Below are 21,177 nucleotides of genomic sequence, written 5' to 3'. Positions count from 1 at the left end.
TCACGCGCCACCGTCCCCTCGGTCCTCGTCCGGTGCCGCGCCGGAGGCGGATCCCTCACGGGCCGATCCGCCGGGCGCCGGCTCACCGGGGGCCGGACCCCCAGGGGCGGTCTCCTGTGCGGGGGCGGTCTCCTGCGGGGGCTGTTCGCGGTGGGCGGCGAGCCGCTCGGCCTCGGCCGTCTGCGCGGCCTTGTCCGCCGCCTTGCGGGCCGCGGCCAGCTCCTTGGCCTCCTCGGCCCGCTCGTCCAGCCCGGGCGGCTCGGGAACGGTCCACATCCACTCCCGCAGCTTGTCCCGCTCGTGGGTGAGCTCCCGGATGTCGGTCTCCGCGTACTCGAACTCGGGCGACCAGAACAGCGCGTCGAAAGGACACACCTCGATGCAGATACCGCAGTACATGCACAGTGCGAAGTCGATGGCGAACCGGTCCAGCACGTTGCGGCTGCGCTCGCGGCCACCCGGCGCGGCAGGAGGCACCGTCTCCTTGTGGGAGTCGATGTAGATGCACCAGTCCGGGCACTCGCGGGCGCAGAGCATGCAGACGGTGCAGTTCTCCTCGAACAGACCGATCACGCCACGGGTGCGGGGCGGCAGGTCCGGCTGCGCGTCCGGGTAGTGCTCGGTGACCGACCGCCGGGTCATGGTCCGCAGCGTGACGGCCAGACCCTTGGCCAGCCCGGAGCCGAAGACCCCGCGCGAGGTACGGCCCCGCTCCTTGGAAGCGCGCTCGGAGGGCGTGGGGGACACGGCTACATCACCACCTTGACGACGCCGGTGAGGGCGATCTGGAAGAGGGCGAGCGGGACGAGCGCGGTCCACGCAAGCCGCTGGATCTGGTCCTCGCGCAGCCGCGGATAGCTGACCCGCAGCCAGATCACGCCGAAGGCGAGCACGCCCGTCTTCAGCAGCATCCACAGCCAGCCCAGTCCGTCGGCGGACGGACCGTGCCAGCCGCCGAGGAAGAGCACGGCGGTGAGCGCGGAGACAACGACGATGCCCGCGTATTCGGCGAGGAGGAACAGTGCGAACCGCAACCCCGTGTACTCGGTGTACGCACCGAAGATGATCTCCGAGTCGGCGATCGGCGCGTCGAAAGGCGGCCGTTGCAGCTCGGCGAGGCCCGCCGTGAAGAAGACGGCACCGCCGACGAGCTGCCACGGCAGCCACCACCACTCCCAGACCCCGAGGATTCCCGGGAGCGAGAGGGTGCCGGCCGCCATCGCGACGGAGGCGGCGGCGAGCAGCATCGGCAGCTCGTAGGCCATGAGCTGGGCCGCGGTGCGCAGACCGCCCAGCAGGGAGAACTTGTTGGCCGACGCCCAGCCGCCCATCAGCGAACCGAGGATGCCGACGCCCATCACCGCCAGCACGAAGAAGATCCCGGCGTCCAGCGTCTGGGCCACTCCCCCGCCCGGCGCGACGGGAATCGCGACGAGCACCAGCAGGTAGGGGATCAGCGCGAGCGCGGGTGCCAGCTGGAAGACGCGCCGGTCGGCGCCGTCGGGGACGACGTCCTCCTTCTGCGCGAACTTCACGCCGTCGGCCACGAGTTGTGCCCACCCGTGGAAACCGCCCGCGTACATGGGCCCGACCCGGCCCTGCATGTGGGCCATGACCTTGTGCTCGGTCTGCCCCACCAGCAGGGGCAGCAGGAGGAAGGCGAGGAAGACGGCGACGATCCGGACGGTCACGTCGAGAGCGTCCATCAGGCTCCGTCCTCTCCGCGGTCGTCTCCGTCGCCGTCGCTGCGGTCGTCGCGGCCGTCGCGGCCGTCGCGGCCGTCTCCGTGGCCGCCCGTGTGGTCGTCTGCGCGGCCACCGCTGCGGTCGTCGGCGTGGTCACCGTTGCGGTCTTCGCGGGCGCGGTCGGTGCCCTCGTCGGTGCGGGGCTCGGCGCCGTCGGACCCGCTGTCGCGCGCCGGACGGGCGTGATGCCAGGGGGCGTCGGCGGAACGCGGCGGCTCGGTCGCGGACGGTGACTCGGTCGCGGAGGGCGGTTCGGCGGCCGCGGGGCGGTCGCTCTCGGGCTGCTTGGCGGGGGACTCGGCCTGCCCGGCCGGGGCCGATTCCGTCTGGTTCGTTGCCGTCTGGTTCGTTTCCGTCGATTCCGCCGGGCGTTGGGAGGCGGATCCCGCGCTCGCCGAGCGGTTGCGGCGGGGGCGACGCGGAGCGGCGGGGGCTGCGGTGTCGGATGCGGTGCTCTCCGGTGTGCCGGACGAGCCGGCGCGCTGGGAGGTCGATCCCGTGCCCGCGCTGCGCGCGCGCCGTGGGGTGTCGCCGGCGGCGCGGCGGGAGCGTTCGCGGGTGGGGGCCGGGGGCAGCTGCCCCTTGAGGGGACCCCACTCGTTCGGGTCGGGGACGCCGGGCGGCAGCATCTGGCGGCGCTTGGGGCCGCCGTGCCCGGACTCGCCTGGCTCTTTGGCGCCCGGCCACGCCTTGGCGACCCGCGCGGCCAGCACGAAGTCCTTGCGCAGCGGGTGCCCCTCGAACGTCTCGGGCAGCAGCAGCGGTTCGAGGTGGGGGTGGTCGGTGAAGTCGACGCCGAACATCTCGTGGGTCTCGCGTTCGTGCCAGGCCGCACCGGCGTAGACACCGGTGGCGGTCGGCAGGGCGGGAGCCTCGTGCGGGACCGTCGTCCGCAGGAGCAGGCCGCGCACGCCGGCTCCCGGGAGGTGGAGGGCCGCCACGTGGGCGCAGACCTGGAAGCCGGTGCCGGGCTCGTCCACCGCGCTGAGCCAGTCGAAGAAGGTGCAGCCGAGCTCGTCACGGGCCGTGGTGAGCGCGGGGATCCAGGATTCGGCGGGCACGTCGACGGTGAGCAGGCCGTACGCCTCCGCGGCGCTCGCGCCCTCACCGAACAGTTCGCCGGCCGGGCGCGGCAGCCAGCCGACGTGCTCGGGCGGCACGCTCACCGCTCCTCCTTCGAGTCTGCGGGGCCGCCGGACGAGCCGTCGTCCGAAGGACCGCCGGACGTGCGGCCACCGGCCGAGGGGCCGCCGGGCGAAGCTCCGTGGTCGGAGCCGCCGTCCGACGAGGCGTCATGGTCCGAGCCGCCGTCCGACGAAGCCCCGCGGTCCGAGCCGCCGTCCGACGGAACGCCGGAGGCCGAACCGCCATCCGCCGGACCACCGCGAGCCGGGCCGCCAGCGGCCGGACCGTCAGGAGCCGGGCCAGCAGCGGCCGGATCACCGGGGATCGGACCAGCAGCCGGGCTATCGGGGACCGAACTCCCGAGACCTGGCTCCCCGGGACCCGGGCCACCGGGGGCCGGGGCCGCGGGCGGGGCCACCAGGTCGCTGGTGAGGGCCGCGGCCGAAGGGCCCGGGCCCGGGCCCGGGCCCGGGCTGCGGGCGTATCCGCGCGCGTCCGCGTAGCGGTCGGCGGTGGACTCGGCGGCGATCTTCTCCTGGAGCTTGAGCACGCCTTGGAGCAGCGCTTCGGGGCGGGGCGGGCAGCCGGGCACGTAGACGTCGACGGGGATGATCTGGTCGACGCCCTTGGTGACGGCGTAGGAGTCCCAGTAGGGGCCGCCGCAGTTGGAGCAGGCGCCGAAGGAGATGACGTACTTGGGCTCCGGCATCTGCTCGTACAGGCGTTTGACGGCGGGGGCCATCTTGTCGGTGACCGTGCCGGAGACGACCATCAGGTCGGCCTGCCGGGGTCCCGGGGCGAAGGGGATGACGCCGAGCCGGATGAAGTCGTGGCGCGCCATGGACGCGGCGATGAACTCGATGGCGCAGCAGGCCAGGCCGAAGTTGAAGACCCACAGGCTGTAGCGGCGGCCCCAGTTGAGGACCACCTTCATCGGCTCGGGGGCCAGCCGCGAGAGCAGGCCGAGTCGGGGGCGGCCCTCGGGGCGCGGGGCCGGGGCGGGGTCCGGGGTGTGCGTTACGTCCATTCCAGGACGCCCTTCTTGTACGCGTACAGCAGCCCGACGGTCAGGAAGCCGAGGAAGACGAACATCTCGGCGAGCGTGATCCCGCCGAAGCCCGGGGCGTCGAAGACCGTCGCCCAGGGGAAGAGGAAGACCGAGTCGACCGCGAAGATGACGTACAGGAAGGCGTAGACGTAGTAGCGGATCTGGGTGTGTGCCCAGCCTTCGCCGACCGGGTCGACGCCGCACTCGTAGGTCAGCATCTTCTCGCGGGTGGGGACGACGGGCCGCAGCAGCCGGCCGGCCGAGAAGGCCACGCCCACGAAGAGCACACCGACGACGGCCACCAGCCCGACGACCGCGTAGCCGTGGAAGTAGTCCGGCACCTGTCCCGTCCCGTGTCGGTGTTTGCTTTCGACGATCTGTACGCACGGAGTGTAGGCCCTGCCGCGCTCCCGGAGGACAGCAGCGTCACACTCCGGGACGGGCCCGGGCCCGGCGCCCTGACGGTTTCCGGACGAGAGCGGGCCGAGCCCGCGAGGACGCCCGGCACGGCGCCGGAGCCGACGCCCGGCACGGCGCCGGCGCAGGGGCCCGGGGTGGGGTTAACCCCCCTCGGAGGACTGCGGTGCGCGGGATTCCCCGTCGCCCCGGAGCAACGGATCCTTGCGGCATGACCACGGTGACCCCTCTCCCCCGCCCCTGGTGGCTTGCTGCACTGCGGGCGCCGCTGGCCCGGCAGTCGATGCGCGAGCTCACGTACGTGGTCACGGGGCTGCCGCTGGCGTGCATCGCCTTCTGCTACGCCTTCGGCGCGCTCGCGTTCGGCTCCGCCCTGCTCATCACCTTCGTCGGGCTGCCGGTGCTGGCGGCCGGGCTCGCGGGGTGCCGGGCCCTGGGGCACCTGGAGCGTGCCAGGGCGCGCGGTCTGCTGGATCTCGAGGTCGGGGAGCCCGAACCGGTGCGGACGCTGCGGCGGTCGAGCGGGGTGATGTCGTGGATAGGCGCCCTGCTGCGCAGCGGGGTGTCCTGGCGGCACCTGCTCTACGCGCTGCTGCACCTGCCCTGGTCGTTCTTCAGCTGCGTGGCGGGCGGGCTGAGCTGGTGCGCCGGCTGGACGCTGCTGTCCTACCCGGCGTGGGCGTGGCTCTTCCCCCTGTACGCGGACCGCCCCGCCCTCCAGGTGGGCACCGGCGGCATCACCGTCGGCTCCCCGCGGCCGGCGCACGCGAGAGTGCTGGACGGCCCCGTCGAGCTGGTGTTCGTGGCGGGGTGCGGGCTGTTGGCCGTCCTGGTGACGCCGTGGCTGGTCCGCGGCCTGGTGCAGGTCGACAAGGTGCTGGTCGGCGGCCTGCTGGGGCCTTCGTCGCTGGCGGTGCGGGTGACGGAGCTGGAGACGGACCGCGGTGTGGTCGTGGACACGGCGGCTGCCGACCTGCGCCGCATCGAGCGGGATCTGCACGACGGGGCGCAAGCGCGCCTGGTGTCGCTGGCGATGGGGCTCGGGATGGCGAAGGAGAAGCTGGGCGAGGATCCCCGGGGCGCGGCCACGGTGGTCGATCAGGCGCACCAGGAGGTGAAGCTGGCGCTCGGGGAGCTGCGCGACCTGGCGCGCGGGATCCATCCGGCGATCCTCACCGACCGGGGGCTGGGCCCGGCGCTGTCCGCGGTCGCGGCGCGCTGCACCGTTCCGGTCGCGGTCACGGCGGAGCTGCCCCAGCGGCCGGCGGCCGCCATCGAGGGGATCGCCTACTTCACCGTCTCGGAGCTGCTGCAGAACATCAGCAAGCACAGCGGCGCGCGCCGCGCCTCGGTGGAGATATGGCGCAGTGGTGAGCGGCTGCTCATCCAGGTGACGGACGACGGGCGAGGCGGGGCGTCGGTCGCGGAAGGTTCGGGGCTGGCCGGCCTCGCCGACCGGCTGAGCGCGGTGGACGGGCTGCTGGTGGTGGACTCGCCGGCCGGCGGCCCCACGGCGGTGACGGCGGAGCTGCCCTGGAGGTGAACGGCACGGGCGGAGGGAGCAGGGCGGAGAAGCGGAGCGGGCAGGGCGGAGAGCGGAAGAAGAGCCCGCGTTCTGGGATGCTGAGGGCGTCGCCGAGGGGCGGCCGGGCGAAGTGGGGGCAGTACGTGGGGAGGAACGTGGGGGAGACATCGGGGGAGACCATCGGGGGAAACAGCGCGGAGCACACGGTGCGCGTGGTGATCGCCGAGGACTCCGTCCTGCTGCGGGAGGGTCTGACGCGGCTGCTGACCGACCGGGGGCACGAGGTGGTGGCCGGCGTCTCGGACGGCGAGGCGCTCGTCGCCGCGGTGGAGGAGCTGGCCGCGGCAGGGCGGGCACCGGATGTGGTGGTCGCGGACGTGCGGATGCCGCCCACTCACACGGACGAGGGCGTGCGGGCAGCGGTCCGGCTGCGTGCGCGCCATCCGGGGCTTGGGGTGCTGGTGCTCTCGCAGTACGTGGAGGAGCAGTACGCGACGGAGTTGCTGGCCGGGTCGAGCCGCGGGGTGGGCTATCTGCTCAAGGACCGGGTGGCGGAGGTCAGGGAGTTCGTGGAGGCCGTCGCGCGGGTCGCGGACGGCGGCACGGCGCTGGATCCGGAGGTGGTGGCCCAGCTGCTGGGGCGCAGCCGCAGGCAGGACGTGCTGGCCGGGCTGACACCGCGGGAGCGTGAGGTGCTGGCCGCGATGGCCGAGGGAAGGACGAACTCGGCGATCGCGGGTGAGCTGGTGGTCAGCCCCGGTGCGGTCGAGAAGCACGTCAGCAACATCTTTTCGAAGCTGGGTCTGCCCCAGAGTGACGCGGATCACCGTCGGGTGCTGGCGGTGCTGCGCTATCTGAACTCCTAGGGTCCGGCGGCAGGCGTGCCTGGGCGAGGAGGGCTTTCGCGCTGGTCGGAGCGGGTGCGAGGGCGGCAGGTGCGGGCGTGCTCCGGTGCGGCGCCGTCCGCACGGAGGGCTGCGGCACCCGGATGCGCACAGCCGTCTCAAAAATGTGTCCACGATGGGAACAGCTGCGGGAAGGCAACCCTTAGCAACGTACGATGGCTGACGAGCCGCCGCCTTGAGGGAGGTCCGATCCACCGTGACCAGTCAGGTCGAAAGCCCAGCCGGGCCCCAGTCCGGCCCCGAAGGGGGCCAGGGCCCCGGACGGGACGCCGGCAGCAAAGAGGTCAGGCGCCTGGACCGGGTGATCATCCGGTTCGCGGGCGACTCCGGCGACGGCATGCAGCTCACCGGAGACCGCTTCACGTCGGAGACGGCCTCGTTCGGCAACGACTTGTCGACGCTGCCGAACTTCCCGGCGGAGATCCGCGCCCCCGCGGGCACGCTGCCGGGCGTCTCCAGCTTCCAGCTGCACTTCGCCGACCACGACATCCTCACGCCGGGCGACGCGCCCAACGTGCTGGTGGCGATGAACCCGGCCGCGCTGAAGGCGAACATCGCGGACGTGCCGCGCGGCGCCGAGATCATCGTCAACACGGACGAGTTCACCAAGCGGGCGATGGCGAAGGTCGGCTACGCCGGCAGCCCCCTCGAGGACGGTTCGCTGGACGGCTACCGCGTGCACCAGGTGCCGCTGACGACGTTGACCGTCGAGGCGCTCAAGGGCTTCGAGCTGGGCCGCAAGGAGGCCGGGCGGTCGAAGAACATGTTCGCGCTCGGTCTGCTGTCGTGGATGTACCACCGGCCCACCGAGCAGACCGAGGCGTTCCTGCGGTCGAAGTTCGCGAAGAAGCCGGACATCGCCGAGGCGAACATCGCGGCGTTCCGCGCCGGGTGGAATTTCGGGGAGACGACCGAGGATTTCGCGGTCTCCTACGAGGTCGCCCCGGCCTCGTCCGCCTTCCCTCCGGGCACCTACCGCAACATCTCGGGGAACCTGGCCCTCTCCTACGGGCTGGTCGCCGCCTCCCAGCAGGCGGACCTGCCGCTGTTCCTGGGCTCGTACCCGATCACCCCGGCGTCCGACGTGCTGCACGAGCTGAGCAAGCACAAGAACTTCGGGGTGCGCTCCTTCCAGGCCGAGGACGAGATCGCGGGGATCGGCGCGGCGCTGGGTGCCGCGTTCGGCGGTTCGCTCGCGGTGACCACGACGTCGGGCCCGGGGGTGGCGCTCAAGTCGGAGACCATCGGGCTGGCCGTCTCGCTGGAACTGCCGCTGCTGATCATCGACATCCAGCGCGGCGGCCCCTCCACGGGCCTGCCGACCAAGACGGAGCAGGCCGACCTGCTCCAGGCGATGTACGGGCGCAACGGCGAGGCGCCGGTGCCGATCGTGGCGCCGTCCACCCCGGCCGACTGCTTCACGGCGGCGCTGGACGCGGCGCGGATCGCGCTCACCTACCGGACGCCGGTGTTCCTGCTCTCGGACGGCTACCTGGCGAACGGCTCGGAGCCGTGGCGGATCCCGGACGTGGACGACCTGCCCGACCTGCGCGTCCGGTTCGCCTCGGGCGCCAACCACGAGCTGGACGACGGCACCGAGGTCTTCTGGCCCTACAAGCGCGATCCCCACACGCTGGCCCGGCCGTGGGCGGTGCCCGGCACCCCCGGTCTCGAACACCGCATCGGCGGTATCGAGAAGCAGGACGGCACGGGCAACATCTCCTACGACCCGGCCAACCACGACTTCATGGTCCGCACCCGCCAGGCGAAGGTGGACGGCGTCGAGGTCCCCGAAGTGGAGGTCGACGACCCGAGCGGGGACGCGAAGCTGCTGGTGCTGGGCTGGGGTTCGACGTACGGGCCGATCACCGCCGCGGTGCGCCGGGTCAGGGCCGCCGGGGACGAGATCGCGCAGGCCCATCTGCGCCACCTCAACCCGTTCCCGCGGAATCTGGGCGAGGTGCTGAAGCGTTACGAGAAGGTCGTCATCCCGGAGATGAACCTGGGCCAGCTCGCCACTTTGATCCGCGCCAGGTATCTGGTCGACGCGCAGTCGTACACGCAGGTCCGCGGCCTGCCGTTCAAGGCCGAGCAGCTCGCGACCGCACTCAAGGAGGCCCTCGCACATGGCTGAGACGTCCCCCGGTCCCGCGCAGGAGACCGCCCCGGCCCGGTCGGGCGGGGCGGCGCCGGCGTCCGAGGCGCTGTCGCTGGTGCCCCGCGCCGAGGGCAAGCAGTCGATGAAGGACTTCAAGTCCGACCAGGAGGTGCGCTGGTGCCCCGGGTGCGGTGACTACGCCGTCCTGGCGGCCGTCCAGGGCTTCATGCCGGAGCTGGGGCTGGCGAAGGAGAACATCGTCTTCGTCTCCGGCATCGGCTGCTCGTCCCGCTTCCCGTACTACATGAACACCTACGGGATGCACTCCATCCACGGCCGCGCCCCGGCCATCGCCACGGGCCTGGCCGGCTCGCGGCGCGATCTGAGCGTGTGGGTGGTCACCGGTGACGGCGACGCGCTGTCCATCGGCGGCAACCACCTCATCCACGCGCTGCGCCGCAACGTCAACCTGAAGATCCTGCTGTTCAACAACCGGATCTACGGGCTGACGAAGGGCCAGTACAGCCCGACCTCCGAGGCCGGGAAGATCACCAAGTCGACGCCGATGGGGTCGCTGGACGCCCCGTTCAACCCGGTGTCGCTGGCGCTGGGCGCCGAGGCCTCGTTCGTCGCCCGTACGGTCGACTCGGACCGCAAGCACCTCACGAGCGTGCTGCGCGCCGCCGCCGACCACCCGGGCACGGCGCTGGTGGAGATCTACCAGAACTGCAACATCTTCAACGACGGCGCCTTCGAGGTGCTCAAGGACAAAGAACAGGCACAGGAGGCCGTGATTCCGCTGGAGCACGGCCTGCCGATCAGGTTCGGCGCGCCCGCCGAGGACGGTCTCGGCTCCCGGGGCGTCGTGCGGGACCCGGCCACCGGCGATCTGCGGATCATCGATGTGACCGAGGAGGGCACCGAGGGCGTCCTGGTGCACGACGCGCAGGCCGCGACGCCCACGACGGCGTTCGCGCTCTCCCGTCTCGCCGACCCGGACACCCTGCACCACACCCCGATCGGTGTGCTGCGCGATGTGCGCCGGCCCGTCTACGACACCGAGATGGCCCATCAGCTCGAACACGCGGCCGAGCAGGGCGGCAAGGGCGATCTGTCCGCGCTGCTGCACGGCAACGACACCTGGACGGTCGTGGGCTGAGCCCCCCGCTCCGTCTCGCGGCAAGGCCCGGCACCCCGCGGTGCCGGGCCTTGCCGCGTCTCACCCGCCCCCCGAGGACCGACAGGACCATAATTCGGTACGGAAATGACAAGAGGGGAGCCCTCCGGCTACCTTCGAGAGGCCGACACACCACACCGGGACCAGAAGGCGGGGAGGGCTCATGGGAACACCGAGCGCGCAGCGCACAGGCCTGCTGTTCGGCTTCGCTGCGTACGGCCTGTGGGGGCTGCTCCCGCTGTACTGGCACGCCCTCGCCGACACCGGCGCCGGCGAGGTGCTCGCCCACCGCATGGTGTGGTCGCTGCCCACGGCCCTGGTGATCCTGGCGCTGCTGCGCCGCTGGTCGTGGGTGACGGCGCTGGTGCGGCAGCCCAGAACGCTGGGCCTGCTGGTGCTGGCGGCGGCCGTGATCTCCGTCAACTGGGGGCTGTTCATCTGGTCGGTCAGCGCCGACAAGGTCCTGGAGTCGTCCCTGGGCTACTTCATCAACCCGCTGGTCTCCATCGCCTTCGGCGTGCTGCTGCTGCGCGAGAGGCTGCGCGTCGCCCAGTGGGTCGCCGTCGGCATCGGCGCCCTCGCCGTCGTGGTGATGACCGTCGCCTACGGCCGGCTGCCCTGGATCTCCCTCTGCCTGGCGTTCAGCTTCGCCACCTACGGTCTGCTCAAGAAGCACATCAAGCTCGAAGGGGTGGAGAGCTTCAGCGCGGAGACCGCCGTGCAGTTCCTTCCGGCGCTGGGCTTCCTGCTCTTCCTCGGCGCCCGGGGGGACTCCTCCTTCACCACCCAGGGGCTCGGCCACGCGCTGCTGCTGGCCTGCGCGGGCGTGGCCACCGCGCTGCCGCTCATCTTCTTCGGCAGCGCCGCCGTACGGCTGCCGCTCTCGACGATCGGCCTTTTGCAGTACCTCGCCCCGGCCTTCATGTTCGTCCTCGGCCTCACCGTCTTCCACGAGGAGATGCCGCCCGAGCGCTGGGCAGGCTTCGGCCTGGTGTGGGTGGCGCTGTGCCTGCTGACGTGGGACGCGCTGCGCAACGCCCACAAGGGCCGGGCCGCGCTGCGCGCCGCGGCGGCACGCGCCCGCGCCCAGGGCGAGGAGGGCGCGGCCACCGCCGTCACGGAGGCGTCCCCGCGCCCGTGAGCCGGAGCCGGACCAGCGGGAGCAGCCCTACGCCGTGACGTCCCTGGCGCCGAACCCGGCCCACGCGGCCGAGCCGAAGACCGCCGTGTAGAGGGCCTGGAGGCCGAGGTTCTTGAGCAGGTCGTCCCAGTAGACGGGTTCCCTGAGCAGGTCGGCGAAGCTGAGCCAGTAGTGGGTGAACAGGAACGGGTGGATCTCGTCCAGCTGCGGGATGGCGCCCAGGATCTGCACGGTGATCAGCAGGCCGACCGTGGCCGCCATGGCGGCGACACCGCTGTTGGTGAGCGTCGAGATGAACAGGCCCAGCGTCGCGAGGCCGACGAGGCTGAGCGCGACCGTCACGGCGATGGCCATGGCGCGCAGCAGCCCCTCGCCGAAGGAGACGGAGGTGCCCGACAGCAGGGTGACCTGCCCGGTGGGGAAGAGGAGCGCCCCGGTCGCCAGCGCGAAGACGGCGACGGTCGCCGTCGCGGTCAGGCAGAACGCCAGGACAGCTGAGAACTTCGCCAGCAGCAGCCGGGTGCGGCCCGCGGGGGCGACCAGCAGGTACCGCAGGGTGCCCGCGCCGGCCTCGCCCGCCACGGCGTCTCCCGCGATCACCCCGACGGTCATCGGCAGGAAGAACGGCAGGGTGGCGGCCAGCGCGGTGAAGACCAGGAACAGCCCGTTGCCGGTGACCTGGGAGAGGAAGGCGGGTCCCCCCTCGTCTCCGCCGCCGATAGACCCGCCGTCGCTGGTCTCGATCTTCACCGCGATGCCGACGAGGACCGGTACGGCGGCCAGCACCGCCAGCAGTGCCAGGGTGCGCCAGCGCCGGAAGGTGACGGCCAGCTCGCTGCGGAAGAGCCCGAGCGACCACACCGCACGGGCGGGCCGCGCCCGGGAGTCCGGCGGCCCGCCGCCGGTCGCCGTCTCAGCCTGCGACATCGAAGCCCTCCCCGGTGAGCGAGACGAACACGTCCTCCAGCGAGGCGCGCCGCAGCCCGAAGGCGCGGACGCGGACCCCGGCGCGCACCAGCGCCGCGTTGAGATCCGCGAGCTCGTGCGCGTGCGGCGGCTCGCCGCTGACCTCTTCCCCGTCGGTGACCAGGTCGGCCACGCCCGCCTCCTTGAGCACCCTTGTGGCCTCGCCCGGATCGGGTGTGGTGACGGCCAGTCTGCCGCGTGCGCCCGCCGACATCTGGGCGACGGTGCCCTGGGTGATCAGGCGCCCCCGGTGCATCACGGCGGTGTGGGTGCAGACCTGCTCGATCTCGTCCAGCAGGTGGGAGGAGAGGAAGACGGTGATGCCGTCGTCGGCCAGCTCCCGCACCAGGGACCGGATCTCCCGCATCCCCTGCGGGTCGAGGCCGTTGGTCGGCTCGTCCAGGACGAGCAGTTCGCGCGGCTGGAGCAGCGCGGCGGCCAGCCCCAGCCGCTGTTTCATGCCGAGCGAGTAGGCGCGTGCCTTCTTCGCGGCCGCGGCCGACAGGCCCACCCGCTCCAGTGCCCGGTCCGCGCGTGCGGCGCGGCTGCGCGGGTCGGCTGTGGGGTCGGCCGCGTCGTAGCGCAGCAGGTTCTCCCGTCCGGTCAGGTAGCCGTACAGCGCTGGGCCCTCGATGAGGGCGCCCACATGGGGCAGGACGCGCCGGGCCGAGCCCGGCATCGGCTCGCCGAGGACGTGGGCGGATCCGCCGGTGGGCTCGATCAGGCCGAGCAGCATCCGGATGGTCGTCGTCTTGCCCGAGCCGTTGGGGCCCAGGAATCCGAAGACGCTGCCGCGCGGCACGGACAGGTCGAGTCCTTCGACGGCGAGCTGACCGCCGCGGTAGCGCTTGGTGAGCCCCTGGGTGGAGATCACGGCGCCCTGTTCCTCGTGTGCGGCGGTCGGCTCGCTCATGTGCCCCCTTCGCTGGTGCCGTCGCTGTGCGGATGGCCGCCGGCCGTCAGGACCGGTTACCCGGCCGCCTGGTTGGCGGCCTTCACGAGACCTTCCTTGGTGACGGCTCCGACGTAGAGGTCGCCGTCGTCGGTCAGCAGGGCGTTGACCAGGCGGGTGCTGATGACCCTGCCGGTGCCGAAGTCGCCCTCGGCCTTCTCGGTGAAGCCGTCCAGCAGCTTCTGGGCCTGCTCGCCGCTCCCGCCGCCGGACTTCCCGCCCGCGGCCGCGGGGCCGAGACCGCCCGGCATCCCGGTGTCGATCTTGGCGACCTTGGACCAGTCGCCTGCGCTCTCGTTGACGATCTTCGCTCCGGAGAGCCCGGCCAGTCCCCCGGGGGCCTTCGGGGCGCCGCCGGGAGCGGAACCCCGGTGCGGCTTCGCCTCGGTGACGTCGGCGCCCTTCGGCGGGGTGAAGGCGAAGTCGTCCGGGTCGGGACTGCCGAAGTCGATCTTGGTGTAGGCCACCTCGACGGCCGGCTTGTCGCCCTCCTTGGGGGTGAGGGTGAACTTCAGCGGCAGCCCCTTGTCGGCGTCGACGGCTATCCGGACGGACTCGATGGTGGACTCCGGCGCACCCTTGGGCTCGATGACGAGCTGGTAGGCGTCGCGCCCCGCGACCTTCGCGGTGCCATCGACCGTCACGGAGGTGGACTTGCCGACGGCCTTGAGCGCCTGCTGCGCGGCCTGCTGCGGGGTGAGCGATCCGGGCGTCACGCCGGAGGCCGGGCCGGCCGCGTCGTCGCCCTTCCCCTTCTTGCCGTGCGCGCCCTTCGGCGCCGTGGAGTGCCAGGCGGCGTTGGCCGCGCTGTCGTACGCCCACAGGTGGCGTCCGTTGTGGACGAGGCTGTACTCGCCGGCGGACTCCAGGACGGAGACGCGCTGCTTGTCGGGACCTGCCGCGGCGAAGCGGAGGGTGTGCTCGCCGGAGGCGAGCTTCGTCAGTTCGGAGCCCGGGGAGACGTCGGGCTTCTCGCTCTTCCCGTCCCCGGCGCGGTCGCCCGGGCCGTGCGGACCGCCGAAGCCGCCGCCGGAGCCGCCGTCCGAGCCGCCCGGCAGTGAGGGCAGGCCCAGATCGGTGTTGACCTTCACCGTTCCGGACAGGTGTTCGACATCTGCCTTGGCCATCTTGGTGACCAGCTCCTCCGCGCTGACCTTCGGCAGGTCGGGATCACCGGAGCTGGCGAGCGCGGGCACCAGGCCGACGGTCGCGGCGGCGACCCCGGCGACCGCGACCGGCACGCCGTAGCGCACCATCCTGCGCCGGGAACTCCTCGGTTGGATCTGTGCCATCTGTCTGTCCTACCTCCGTGATCGGCGGCGGCTGAAAAGGTCGCACTCGTCCACCCCTCGCCGCCATTCTCACCCGAATCGGTGCGGGGTGGGCTCTCCTATCGCAACAAATCCCCCGCTCCGCCGCGTCAACCGCCGGAGGCAGATCGCGCTACTCCCCCGGGATGACGCGTCCTCCGCCTTTCGGTTGCCGCCCGCACGAGTCATCTCAGGGGCGGCGCGGCCCAGTTCGGCCCGCACGAGAGCGCCAGGGGGGTGAGAAACCGTCAGCCCGCCCGGTCCACCACGGCGGTGCACAGCGCCGCCAGCGCCTCCTTGGCGGCGTTGTCCGGCAGCGGCGCCAGCGTCTCGCGGGCCTCGTCGGCGTAGCGGACGGTCGTGCGTCTGGCCTGCTCCAACGCCGGGTGGGCGCGCAGCCGGGCCAGCGCGTCGGCGAGCCGGGCGTCGTCGGAGAGGTCCCCGTCGAGCAGGGCGCACAGCTCGCGGTCCTCGCGGGTCGCCTCGGGGCGTGCGGCGCGGGCCCTGACGTAGAGGACCGGCAGCGTGGCGATCCCCTCGCGCAGATCGGTGCCGGGGGTCTTGCCCGACTCGTGCTCGTCGCTGGCGATGTCGAGCACGTCGTCGGCGAGCTGGAAGGCGACGCCGATGCGCTCGCCGTACTGCGTGAGCACCGAGACGGTCCGCTCGTCCGCGCCCGACATCATGGCGCCGAAGCGGCCCGCGACAGCGATCAGGGAGCCGGTTTTGCCGGCGATGACCTCGAGGTAGTGGTCGATGGCGTCGTGGCCCTCAGCGGGCCCTGCCGTCTCCAGGATCTGCCCGGTGACCAGGCGTTCGAACGCCTCGGCCTGGATACGGACGGCCTCGGGGCCGAGGTCGGCCAGTATGTGGGAGGCGCGGGAGAAGAGGAAGTCACCGGTGAGGACGGCGACCGAGTTGTCCCAGTTGGCGTTGGCGCTGGGCACTCCGCGCCGCACGTCGGCCTCGTCCATGACGTCGTCGTGGTAGAGCGTCGCGAGGTGGGTCAGCTCGACGACGACCGCCGAGGGGACGACACCGGGCGCGTGCGGGTCGCCGAACTGCGCGCCGAGCATCACCAGCAGCGGCCGGAATCTCTTGCCTCCGGCCCGCACCAGGTGCTGGGCGGCTCCCGTTATGAACGGCACGTCGCTCTTGGTGGCCTCGATGAGGCCCTCCTCGACGGCCGCCAACCCTGACAAGGCATCGGCTTCGAGAGCCTGGTCCCGCACGCTCAGCCCGAAGGGCCCGACGACGGTCACGAGGGGTACTCCTGTCTGCGTACGTGGAACGAACGGGCACGGATGGCCTACTGCTGCTCGACTGCTGTTGCGCTTGCGGACCGCGGGTGGCACGCGTGGGCCGAGGGCCACCCTCCGCCCTCTCCTGGCAGCGTAACCGGTCACATAACGATCACGGTCGGCGCCTGCCCAGCAGAACGTTCTTGACGCGCAATGCGGAGATATACGGGATATGTTGCACATCACCCGTTAGGTGCGGTTTGCAACCGAGCGTCCGGGACAGCAGAGGCACTCGAATCGCCGAACGTGTCAGGAGCACCACCCGTGTCCCCCAGATCCAGCCAGGACCCGACGCCGCACGGACAGGACGGAGGCGCAAACCCTACGTCCCCCGGCGGGCCCGCGAACACCGCGGGGCCCGGCGACGCGGCGCCCACCGGGCGTGACTTCCTGGGGCACCCCCGCGGGCTGCTCCCCCTGTCGGGGCTGGAGATCTGGGAACGGTTCTCGTTCCTGGGCATGCAGGCCATCCTGGTGCTCTTCTTCTCCGCCACCGCGGCAGACGGGGGCCTGGGCATGGACCCCGGCGCCGCCGCCTCCGTCGCGGCCGGCTACAGCACCCTGGTCTACCTGCTGTCGGTGGCGGGCGGCTGGATCGCCGACCGGATGCTCGGCTCCTACCGCTCGGTCCTCTACGGGGCCCTGCTCATCGCCTGCGGCCACTACGCGATGGCGGTTCCCGCCGCCGCCTCCACCTGGATCGGCCTGGGGCTGATCAGCGCCGGCACGGGCATGCTCAAGCCGAACGTCGCCGCCATGGTCGGCAAGCTCTACTCCGCCACCGACGAGCGCAGGGACGCCGGCTTCTCGCTCTACTACATGAGCATCAACATCGGCGCCTTCCTCGGCCCGATCGTCACGGGGCTGCTGGGCGAGGACATCGACTGGCACTGGGGCTTCTCCGCCGCTGCCGTCGGCATGACGTTCGGCATCATCCAGTACGTCGCAGGGCGCCGGCACCTGGCGGGACGCAAGGAGGGCGCCGAGTTCGCGCTGCCGCCCGCCGCCATGCGCCGCGCGGTGTGGCTGATCGCGGCCGGTCTCGTGGTGGTGGCCGTGGCGTGCGTGGCGCTGTCGCTCGGGGGCGCGCTGACGCTGTCCGGCTTCGTGGACACGCTGACGTACGTGTCGATGGCGGCGCCCGTCGCCTACTTCGCCGTCATGTGGCGCAGCCCCCGGGTGACGCCGCGGGAGCGGGGAAGGCTGCGGCCCTTCCTCGTGCTGTGGCTGGCCTCCGTCGCGTTCAACTTCGTGCTCTTCCAGTCGTACACGGTCCTGGTGCTGCTCACGGACAACCACGTGAACACCAGCGTCTTCGGCTACCACGCGCCCTCCAGCTGGATCAGCTCGGCGCTGGGAGCCGTCTCGGTGCTCTCCGCGCCGTTCATCGCGGGCGCCTGGCAGCGGATGGGGCCGCGGCAGCCGCAGGCCTCGAACAAGCTGGCGTTCGGCGTGCTGCTGGGCGGCCTCGGCTTCCTCGTGCTCGTCCCCGTCCTGCTGGGCAAGTCGGGGGACGGCTGGCAGATCAGCCTGGTGTGGATCGTGCTGGCGGTGCTGTTCATCGGCGTCGGTGACGTGCTGCTGGAGTCCACCGGTTTGTCGGCGACGAGCAAGCTGGCGCCGGCGGCCTTCAGCAGCCAGGCGCTCGCCCTGTGGTTCCTCTCACTCGCCCTGGCCACCGGCGTCCAGGCGCAGACGGTGAAGTTCTACGGGCGGATCGCGGACAGCCTCTACTTCACGCTCAACGGCGCCGTCGCCGTCGTCGTCGGGCTCGCCGTCCTCGCCGTGGCCCCGTGGCTGCGCCGCACCATGCACCCGATCCACTGAGCACGCACGGCGGCCGACGCCGTGCCGGGGCGTACGGGCGCCGGGTCCGCCACACCGCCCCCGTGCGCCCGAACCGCCGGACGCGTCGCCCGGCCGACCCCCGGTGCCCGGAAACCTTCCGCACATGTCCGAAGATTTACAGCTATGCACATCCGCACCCCTGAACAGTTCCCGTACCGCGTCGTCCGTGAGGACCTGTGGATTCCCACGCCGACCGGCGAACATCTGTACGCGCGCGTGTGGCGGCCCGTCACCGAGGAGCCCGTCCCCGTGCTCCTGGAGTACCTCCCCTACCGGCTGAGCGACTGGACGGCCCCGCGCGACGCCCAGCGCCACCCCTGGTACGCGGGGCACGGCTACGCCTCCGTCCGCGTCGACGTGCGCGGCCACGGCAACGCCGAGGGGCTGCCCGGCGACGAGTACGACGAGCGCGAGCTCGCCGACGGCGAGGCCGTCATCGCCTGGCTGGCCGCCCAGCCCTGGTCCAGCGGCGGGGTCGGCATGTTCGGCATCTCCTGGGGCGGCTTCAACAGCCTCCAGCTGGCCGCGCGCGCCCCCGAAGCCCTCAAGGCGATCGTCACCGTCTGCTCCTCGGACGACCGCTACGACAACGACGTGCACTACATGGGCGGCTCCGTGCTGGCCGTGGACATGCACGCCTGGGCCTCCACCATGCTCGCCTTCGCCTCACGCCCGCCGGACCCCGCGCAGGTCGGCGACGCCTGGCGGGAGATGTGGCTGCGCCGCCTGGAGGCGATCGACCCGTTCATCCACACCTGGCTGGACCACCAGACCCGCGACGACTACTGGCGGCACGGCAGCGCCTGCGAGAACTACGCAGCCGTCGACGCGGCCGTCCTCGCGGTCGGCGGCTGGCACGACCCCTACCGCGACACCGTGCTGCGGCTCGTCGAACACCTGCCCGGCGCGAGCGGCGCTCCGGTACGCGGGCTGATCGGCCCCTGGTCGCACCAGTACCCGGACCGCGGCCTGCCGCCAGGACCCGCCATCGGCTTCCTCCAGGAGACGCTGCGCTGGTGGGACCGGTGGCTCAAGAACGAGGACACCGGCGTCATGGACGAGCCGCTGCTGCGCTCGTGGATCAGCGAGTCGCACCCGCCGGCGACGGTCTACGAACAGCTCGAAGGGCGCTGGGTGGGCGACCGGGAGTGGCCCTCACCCGCCGTCACCATGACGCCGTACGAGCTGCCGGGCAGCGGCCCGTTCGTGGTGCGCTCGCCCCAGCACACCGGGGTGGACGCGGGGCGCTTCTTCCCGTTCGGGAACGAGGCCGACCTGCCGCCCGACCAGCGCGAGGAGGACGGGCGCTCCGTCTGCTTCGACTCCGCGGTGCTGGACGGGCGCGTGGAGGTACTGGGACGGCCGCGGGTGCGGCTGCGCCTCACCAGCCAGGTCCCCCGCGGCCAGGTCGTCGCGCGCGTCTGCGACGTAGCGCCCGACGGCTCCTCCACCCTGGTGACCCGGGGCGTACTCAACCTCTCGGCCCGGCACGGACGCGACCGCGTGGTGGAGTGGGAGCCCGGAGCGACGGAGGACGTCGGCTTCGAACTCAACGGCATCGGCCACGCGTTCCCCGCCGGGCACCGCATCAGGATCGCGCTCTCCTCCGCCTACTGGCCCTGGATCTGGCCCCAGCCGGGCAGCGAGGCGGGCTGGGTGCTCGACCCCTCACACAGCGCGCTGGAACTGCCCGTGAGGAACCCGGCCGCCGACGAGGGCGCCCCCGCGATCCGGTTCGGGGAACCCGAGCAGGCCGAACCCCTCGGTGTGCGCTACCCGGACGCCGAGGGCGGCACCCAGCGGCCCGAGAGGCGCGTGGTGCGCGACGTCGCCGCCGGCCGGTGGCGGCTGGAGGTCGACCCCCGCTACGGCGGCACCCGCATCTACCCGGACGGGCTGGAGTTCACCGAGAACGCCCTGGAGACCTACGTCATCGACGAAGGCGACCCGCTCAGCGCCCGCGCCGTCTCCGAGTGGGAGGTCGGACTGCGCCGCCGGGACTTGGGCTGGCACGCCCGCCTGCGCACCCGCTCCGAACTCCGCGCCGACGAGACCGACTTCATCGCCGTGAACGAGGTCACCTGCTGGGACGGGGAGACCGAGGTCTTCTCCCGGGCCTGGGAGCGGCGGATCAGGCGCACAGCCGGCTGATCCCCGGCCCCGGCGCCCCCGGCCCCCGTCCGGGGGCGCCGGGGCGTCCGCCCGCGGACCGCACCGCACGCCCGCGGGCGGTGGCACCCCCTGGCCGGAGCACGGGCAGTGGCACCCCCGTCACCGGAGCCCGCGGGGAAAGCCCTAAGCACGGGCCCGGTTCGCCGCCGCGCGGGTGAAGTCGCCCCGCTGGACGCGGACGGCCAGCGGACCGGCCGTCAAGGAGCCGTAGCCGGTGGCGGCCCACAGGCTCCGTTCCGGGGAGATCTCGAAGTAGGGCACGTCACGGTCGCCGTCTGGTGCCCTCAGCACCTCGGGCGGGCGGTGTGCACGGACCGCCTCGGCGCACTCGTGGCACGCGGCCACGCGCAGCGGTTCGCGCTGCCCGAGCGGGCGCCAGCGGACCCGCCGCACGCCACGCCCGTGCAGCGGATGGAAGAAGCACAGCGGCAGCACCCCACGACTCCCGGCCGCCCGCGTGCCCCGCTTGGCGGAGGCGCGCAGCGCGGCCCGGCCCTCCTCGACCAGTGCGAGGGCCCCTGCCAGGTCGGCGAGGCCCTCGGCCGCGTCCAGCACCGTCGTGGCCGCCTCGTACGCGTCCAGGGCGCGGCGCGCCCCGTCAGCGCCACCGTCCGCGGCTTCGCGCCCGGACACGTCCTCCCCCAGGCGGACGACCTCCTCGCGTACCCGGTCGCGCAGCGCGCCGGCCTGCTCGCCGCGAGCGGTGGCGAACACCGACCGCGGCCCCGCCGCGGGGAGCACGGCGGCCCGCCGCGCCCGCCACCACAGCAGGGCGGCCACGCCGAGCACCAGTACGGTCGCCCCTCCCGCGAGGAAGGCCGCGGCGGCGGCCTGAACACCTGGGCCCTCGCCGTCCGCGGCCGCCGGTTTCCCGGACGGCGCCGCGTCCTGCGGCGGGTCCTTCTCGCGCGCCTTCTCCCGCGCCCTCTCGTAGACGCGCATGCCGTCGCCCTCGGCCGTGAGGTCGACCGCGCGGGAGAAGCGCGCGGCGAAGCCCTTCGTGCGCATGCTGTCGAGTTCGCCGACGGCCCAGGCCGCGTACCGGGCCTCGTACCGCTCCTCGTCGGGCCACTCGTGGCCTTCCAGGGAACGTTCCTCGTCCCAGCCGGAGTTGGTGAGCAGGATGAACTCCTCGTCGCCACGCGCCAGTTCCTCGTGCATGACGGCGGCGAACTGCTCGGCGGAGCCGCTCCAGGCGTCCCGCCCTGTGCCCCCCTTGTCCGTGAACGGCATCAGGACGACCTTGATGGGCAGCCCGCTTCTGGCGATCCGCCTGCCCAGCGCACGCTCCTGGCCCCGCGACATCCGCGCCCTGTAGGAGTCGGCGACGTACACCGGGGAGGAGCGCAGGGCGGACGCGATGCGGTCGCCCTGCGAGCCGTCCGGCGAGGCGGCCCCCGCGGACGCGGACGAGCCGAGGACCGCCACGGACAGCGCTGCCACCACA

16 protein-coding genes and 1 pseudogene are annotated in these 21,177 nt (G+C 72.7%); 7 read left to right on the top strand and 10 right to left on the bottom strand.

Annotated elements, in window-relative coordinates:
- The 5 genes and pseudogenes from DQ392_RS29965 to DQ392_RS29945 all read right to left on the bottom strand — a co-directional run bounded on the left by DQ392_RS29965 (position 1) and on the right by DQ392_RS29945 (position 4,259).
- A complete protein-coding gene (locus tag DQ392_RS29965; protein WP_245982145.1) occupies positions 1-642 on the bottom strand; it encodes a 4Fe-4S binding protein in 642 nt (213 codons plus the stop codon).
- Between the two features lie 107 nt (positions 643-749).
- The gene (locus tag DQ392_RS29960) at positions 750-1,706 is read right to left on the bottom strand and encodes a complex I subunit 1/NuoH family protein (RefSeq protein WP_425470636.1); all 957 of its coding nucleotides are present in this window, start codon (positions 1,704-1,706) and stop codon (positions 750-752) included.
- Positions 1,706-2,911 (bottom strand): NADH-quinone oxidoreductase subunit C, encoded by a 1,206-nt coding sequence (locus DQ392_RS29955; RefSeq protein ID WP_114018849.1) that lies wholly within the window; start codon positions 2,909-2,911, stop codon positions 1,706-1,708. Before DQ392_RS29955 ends, DQ392_RS29960 begins: the two co-directional genes overlap by 1 nt.
- Before the next feature lie 326 nt (positions 2,912-3,237).
- Positions 3,238-3,897 (bottom strand): annotated as a pseudogene (locus tag DQ392_RS35900) (NADH-quinone oxidoreductase subunit B); the annotation flags it as partial.
- Positions 3,888-4,259 (bottom strand): NADH-quinone oxidoreductase subunit A, encoded by a 372-nt coding sequence (locus tag DQ392_RS29945; protein ID WP_114018848.1) that lies wholly within the window; start codon positions 4,257-4,259, stop codon positions 3,888-3,890. The gene DQ392_RS29945 and the pseudogene DQ392_RS35900, both read right to left, overlap by 10 nt.
- A 287-nt stretch (positions 4,260-4,546) precedes the next feature.
- Here DQ392_RS29945 and DQ392_RS29940 point away from each other — a divergent pair, with 287 nt between their 5' ends.
- The 5 genes from DQ392_RS29940 to rarD all read left to right on the top strand — a co-directional run bounded on the left by DQ392_RS29940 (position 4,547) and on the right by rarD (position 11,181).
- Complete coding sequence (locus DQ392_RS29940; RefSeq protein WP_114018847.1) at positions 4,547-5,878, top strand: sensor histidine kinase; 1,332 nt, start codon at positions 4,547-4,549, stop codon at positions 5,876-5,878.
- A gap of 188 nt (positions 5,879-6,066) precedes the next feature.
- Positions 6,067-6,726, top strand: a complete 660-nt coding sequence (locus DQ392_RS29935; protein WP_245982143.1) for a response regulator transcription factor — start codon at positions 6,067-6,069, stop codon at positions 6,724-6,726.
- Positions 6,727-6,961: 235 nt separating this feature from the next.
- Complete coding sequence (locus DQ392_RS29930) at positions 6,962-8,899, top strand: 2-oxoacid:acceptor oxidoreductase subunit alpha (RefSeq protein ID WP_114018845.1); 1,938 nt, start codon at positions 6,962-6,964, stop codon at positions 8,897-8,899.
- Positions 8,892-10,022: a 2-oxoacid:ferredoxin oxidoreductase subunit beta gene (locus DQ392_RS29925; RefSeq protein ID WP_425470635.1), complete on the top strand. Its 1,131-nt coding sequence runs from the start codon at positions 8,892-8,894 to the stop codon at positions 10,020-10,022. The genes DQ392_RS29930 and DQ392_RS29925 overlap by 8 nt, the downstream gene beginning before the upstream one ends.
- A gap of 181 nt (positions 10,023-10,203) precedes the next feature.
- Positions 10,204-11,181, top strand: coding sequence for an EamA family transporter RarD (rarD, locus tag DQ392_RS29920; protein WP_114018844.1), 978 nt, complete (start codon positions 10,204-10,206; stop codon positions 11,179-11,181).
- Between the two features lie 27 nt (positions 11,182-11,208).
- Here the strand turns inward: rarD and DQ392_RS29915 are convergent, their stop codons facing one another.
- The 4 genes from DQ392_RS29915 to DQ392_RS29900 all read right to left on the bottom strand — a co-directional run bounded on the left by DQ392_RS29915 (position 11,209) and on the right by DQ392_RS29900 (position 15,671).
- Positions 11,209-12,108, bottom strand: coding sequence for an ABC transporter permease (locus tag DQ392_RS29915; RefSeq protein ID WP_114018843.1), 900 nt, complete (start codon positions 12,106-12,108; stop codon positions 11,209-11,211).
- Positions 12,095-13,060: an ABC transporter ATP-binding protein gene (locus tag DQ392_RS29910; RefSeq protein WP_114018842.1), complete on the bottom strand. Its 966-nt coding sequence runs from the start codon at positions 13,058-13,060 to the stop codon at positions 12,095-12,097. The genes DQ392_RS29915 and DQ392_RS29910 overlap by 14 nt, the downstream gene beginning before the upstream one ends.
- 56 nt (positions 13,061-13,116) lie before the next feature.
- Positions 13,117-14,391, bottom strand: coding sequence for a LolA family protein (locus DQ392_RS29905; protein ID WP_114018841.1), 1,275 nt, complete (start codon positions 14,389-14,391; stop codon positions 13,117-13,119).
- 266 nt (positions 14,392-14,657) lie between these two features.
- Positions 14,658-15,671, bottom strand: coding sequence for a polyprenyl synthetase family protein (locus tag DQ392_RS29900; protein WP_114018840.1), 1,014 nt, complete (start codon positions 15,669-15,671; stop codon positions 14,658-14,660).
- 429 nt (positions 15,672-16,100) lie between these two features.
- Between DQ392_RS29900 and DQ392_RS29895 the strand changes: the two genes are divergently transcribed.
- Positions 16,101-17,537, top strand: a complete 1,437-nt coding sequence (locus tag DQ392_RS29895) for a peptide MFS transporter (protein WP_245982140.1) — start codon at positions 16,101-16,103, stop codon at positions 17,535-17,537.
- Between the two features lie 144 nt (positions 17,538-17,681).
- Positions 17,682-19,709, top strand: a complete 2,028-nt coding sequence (locus tag DQ392_RS29890; RefSeq protein WP_114018838.1) for a CocE/NonD family hydrolase — start codon at positions 17,682-17,684, stop codon at positions 19,707-19,709.
- A 144-nt stretch (positions 19,710-19,853) separates the two neighbouring features.
- Here DQ392_RS29890 and DQ392_RS29885 read toward each other — a convergent pair whose 3' ends face one another.
- Complete coding sequence (locus tag DQ392_RS29885) at positions 19,854-21,173, bottom strand: hypothetical protein (RefSeq protein ID WP_245982131.1); 1,320 nt, start codon at positions 21,171-21,173, stop codon at positions 19,854-19,856.
- Between the last annotated feature and the right edge of the window lie 4 nt (positions 21,174-21,177).

The sequence above is a fragment of the Streptomyces reniochalinae genome (assembly GCF_003323735.1).
In the GTDB taxonomy this organism is placed as follows: Bacteria; Actinomycetota; Actinomycetes; order Streptomycetales; family Streptomycetaceae; genus Streptomyces; species Streptomyces reniochalinae.
The sequence above is the reverse complement of the archived record's forward strand: the minus strand, read 5'-3'. Positions and strand labels throughout refer to the sequence as shown.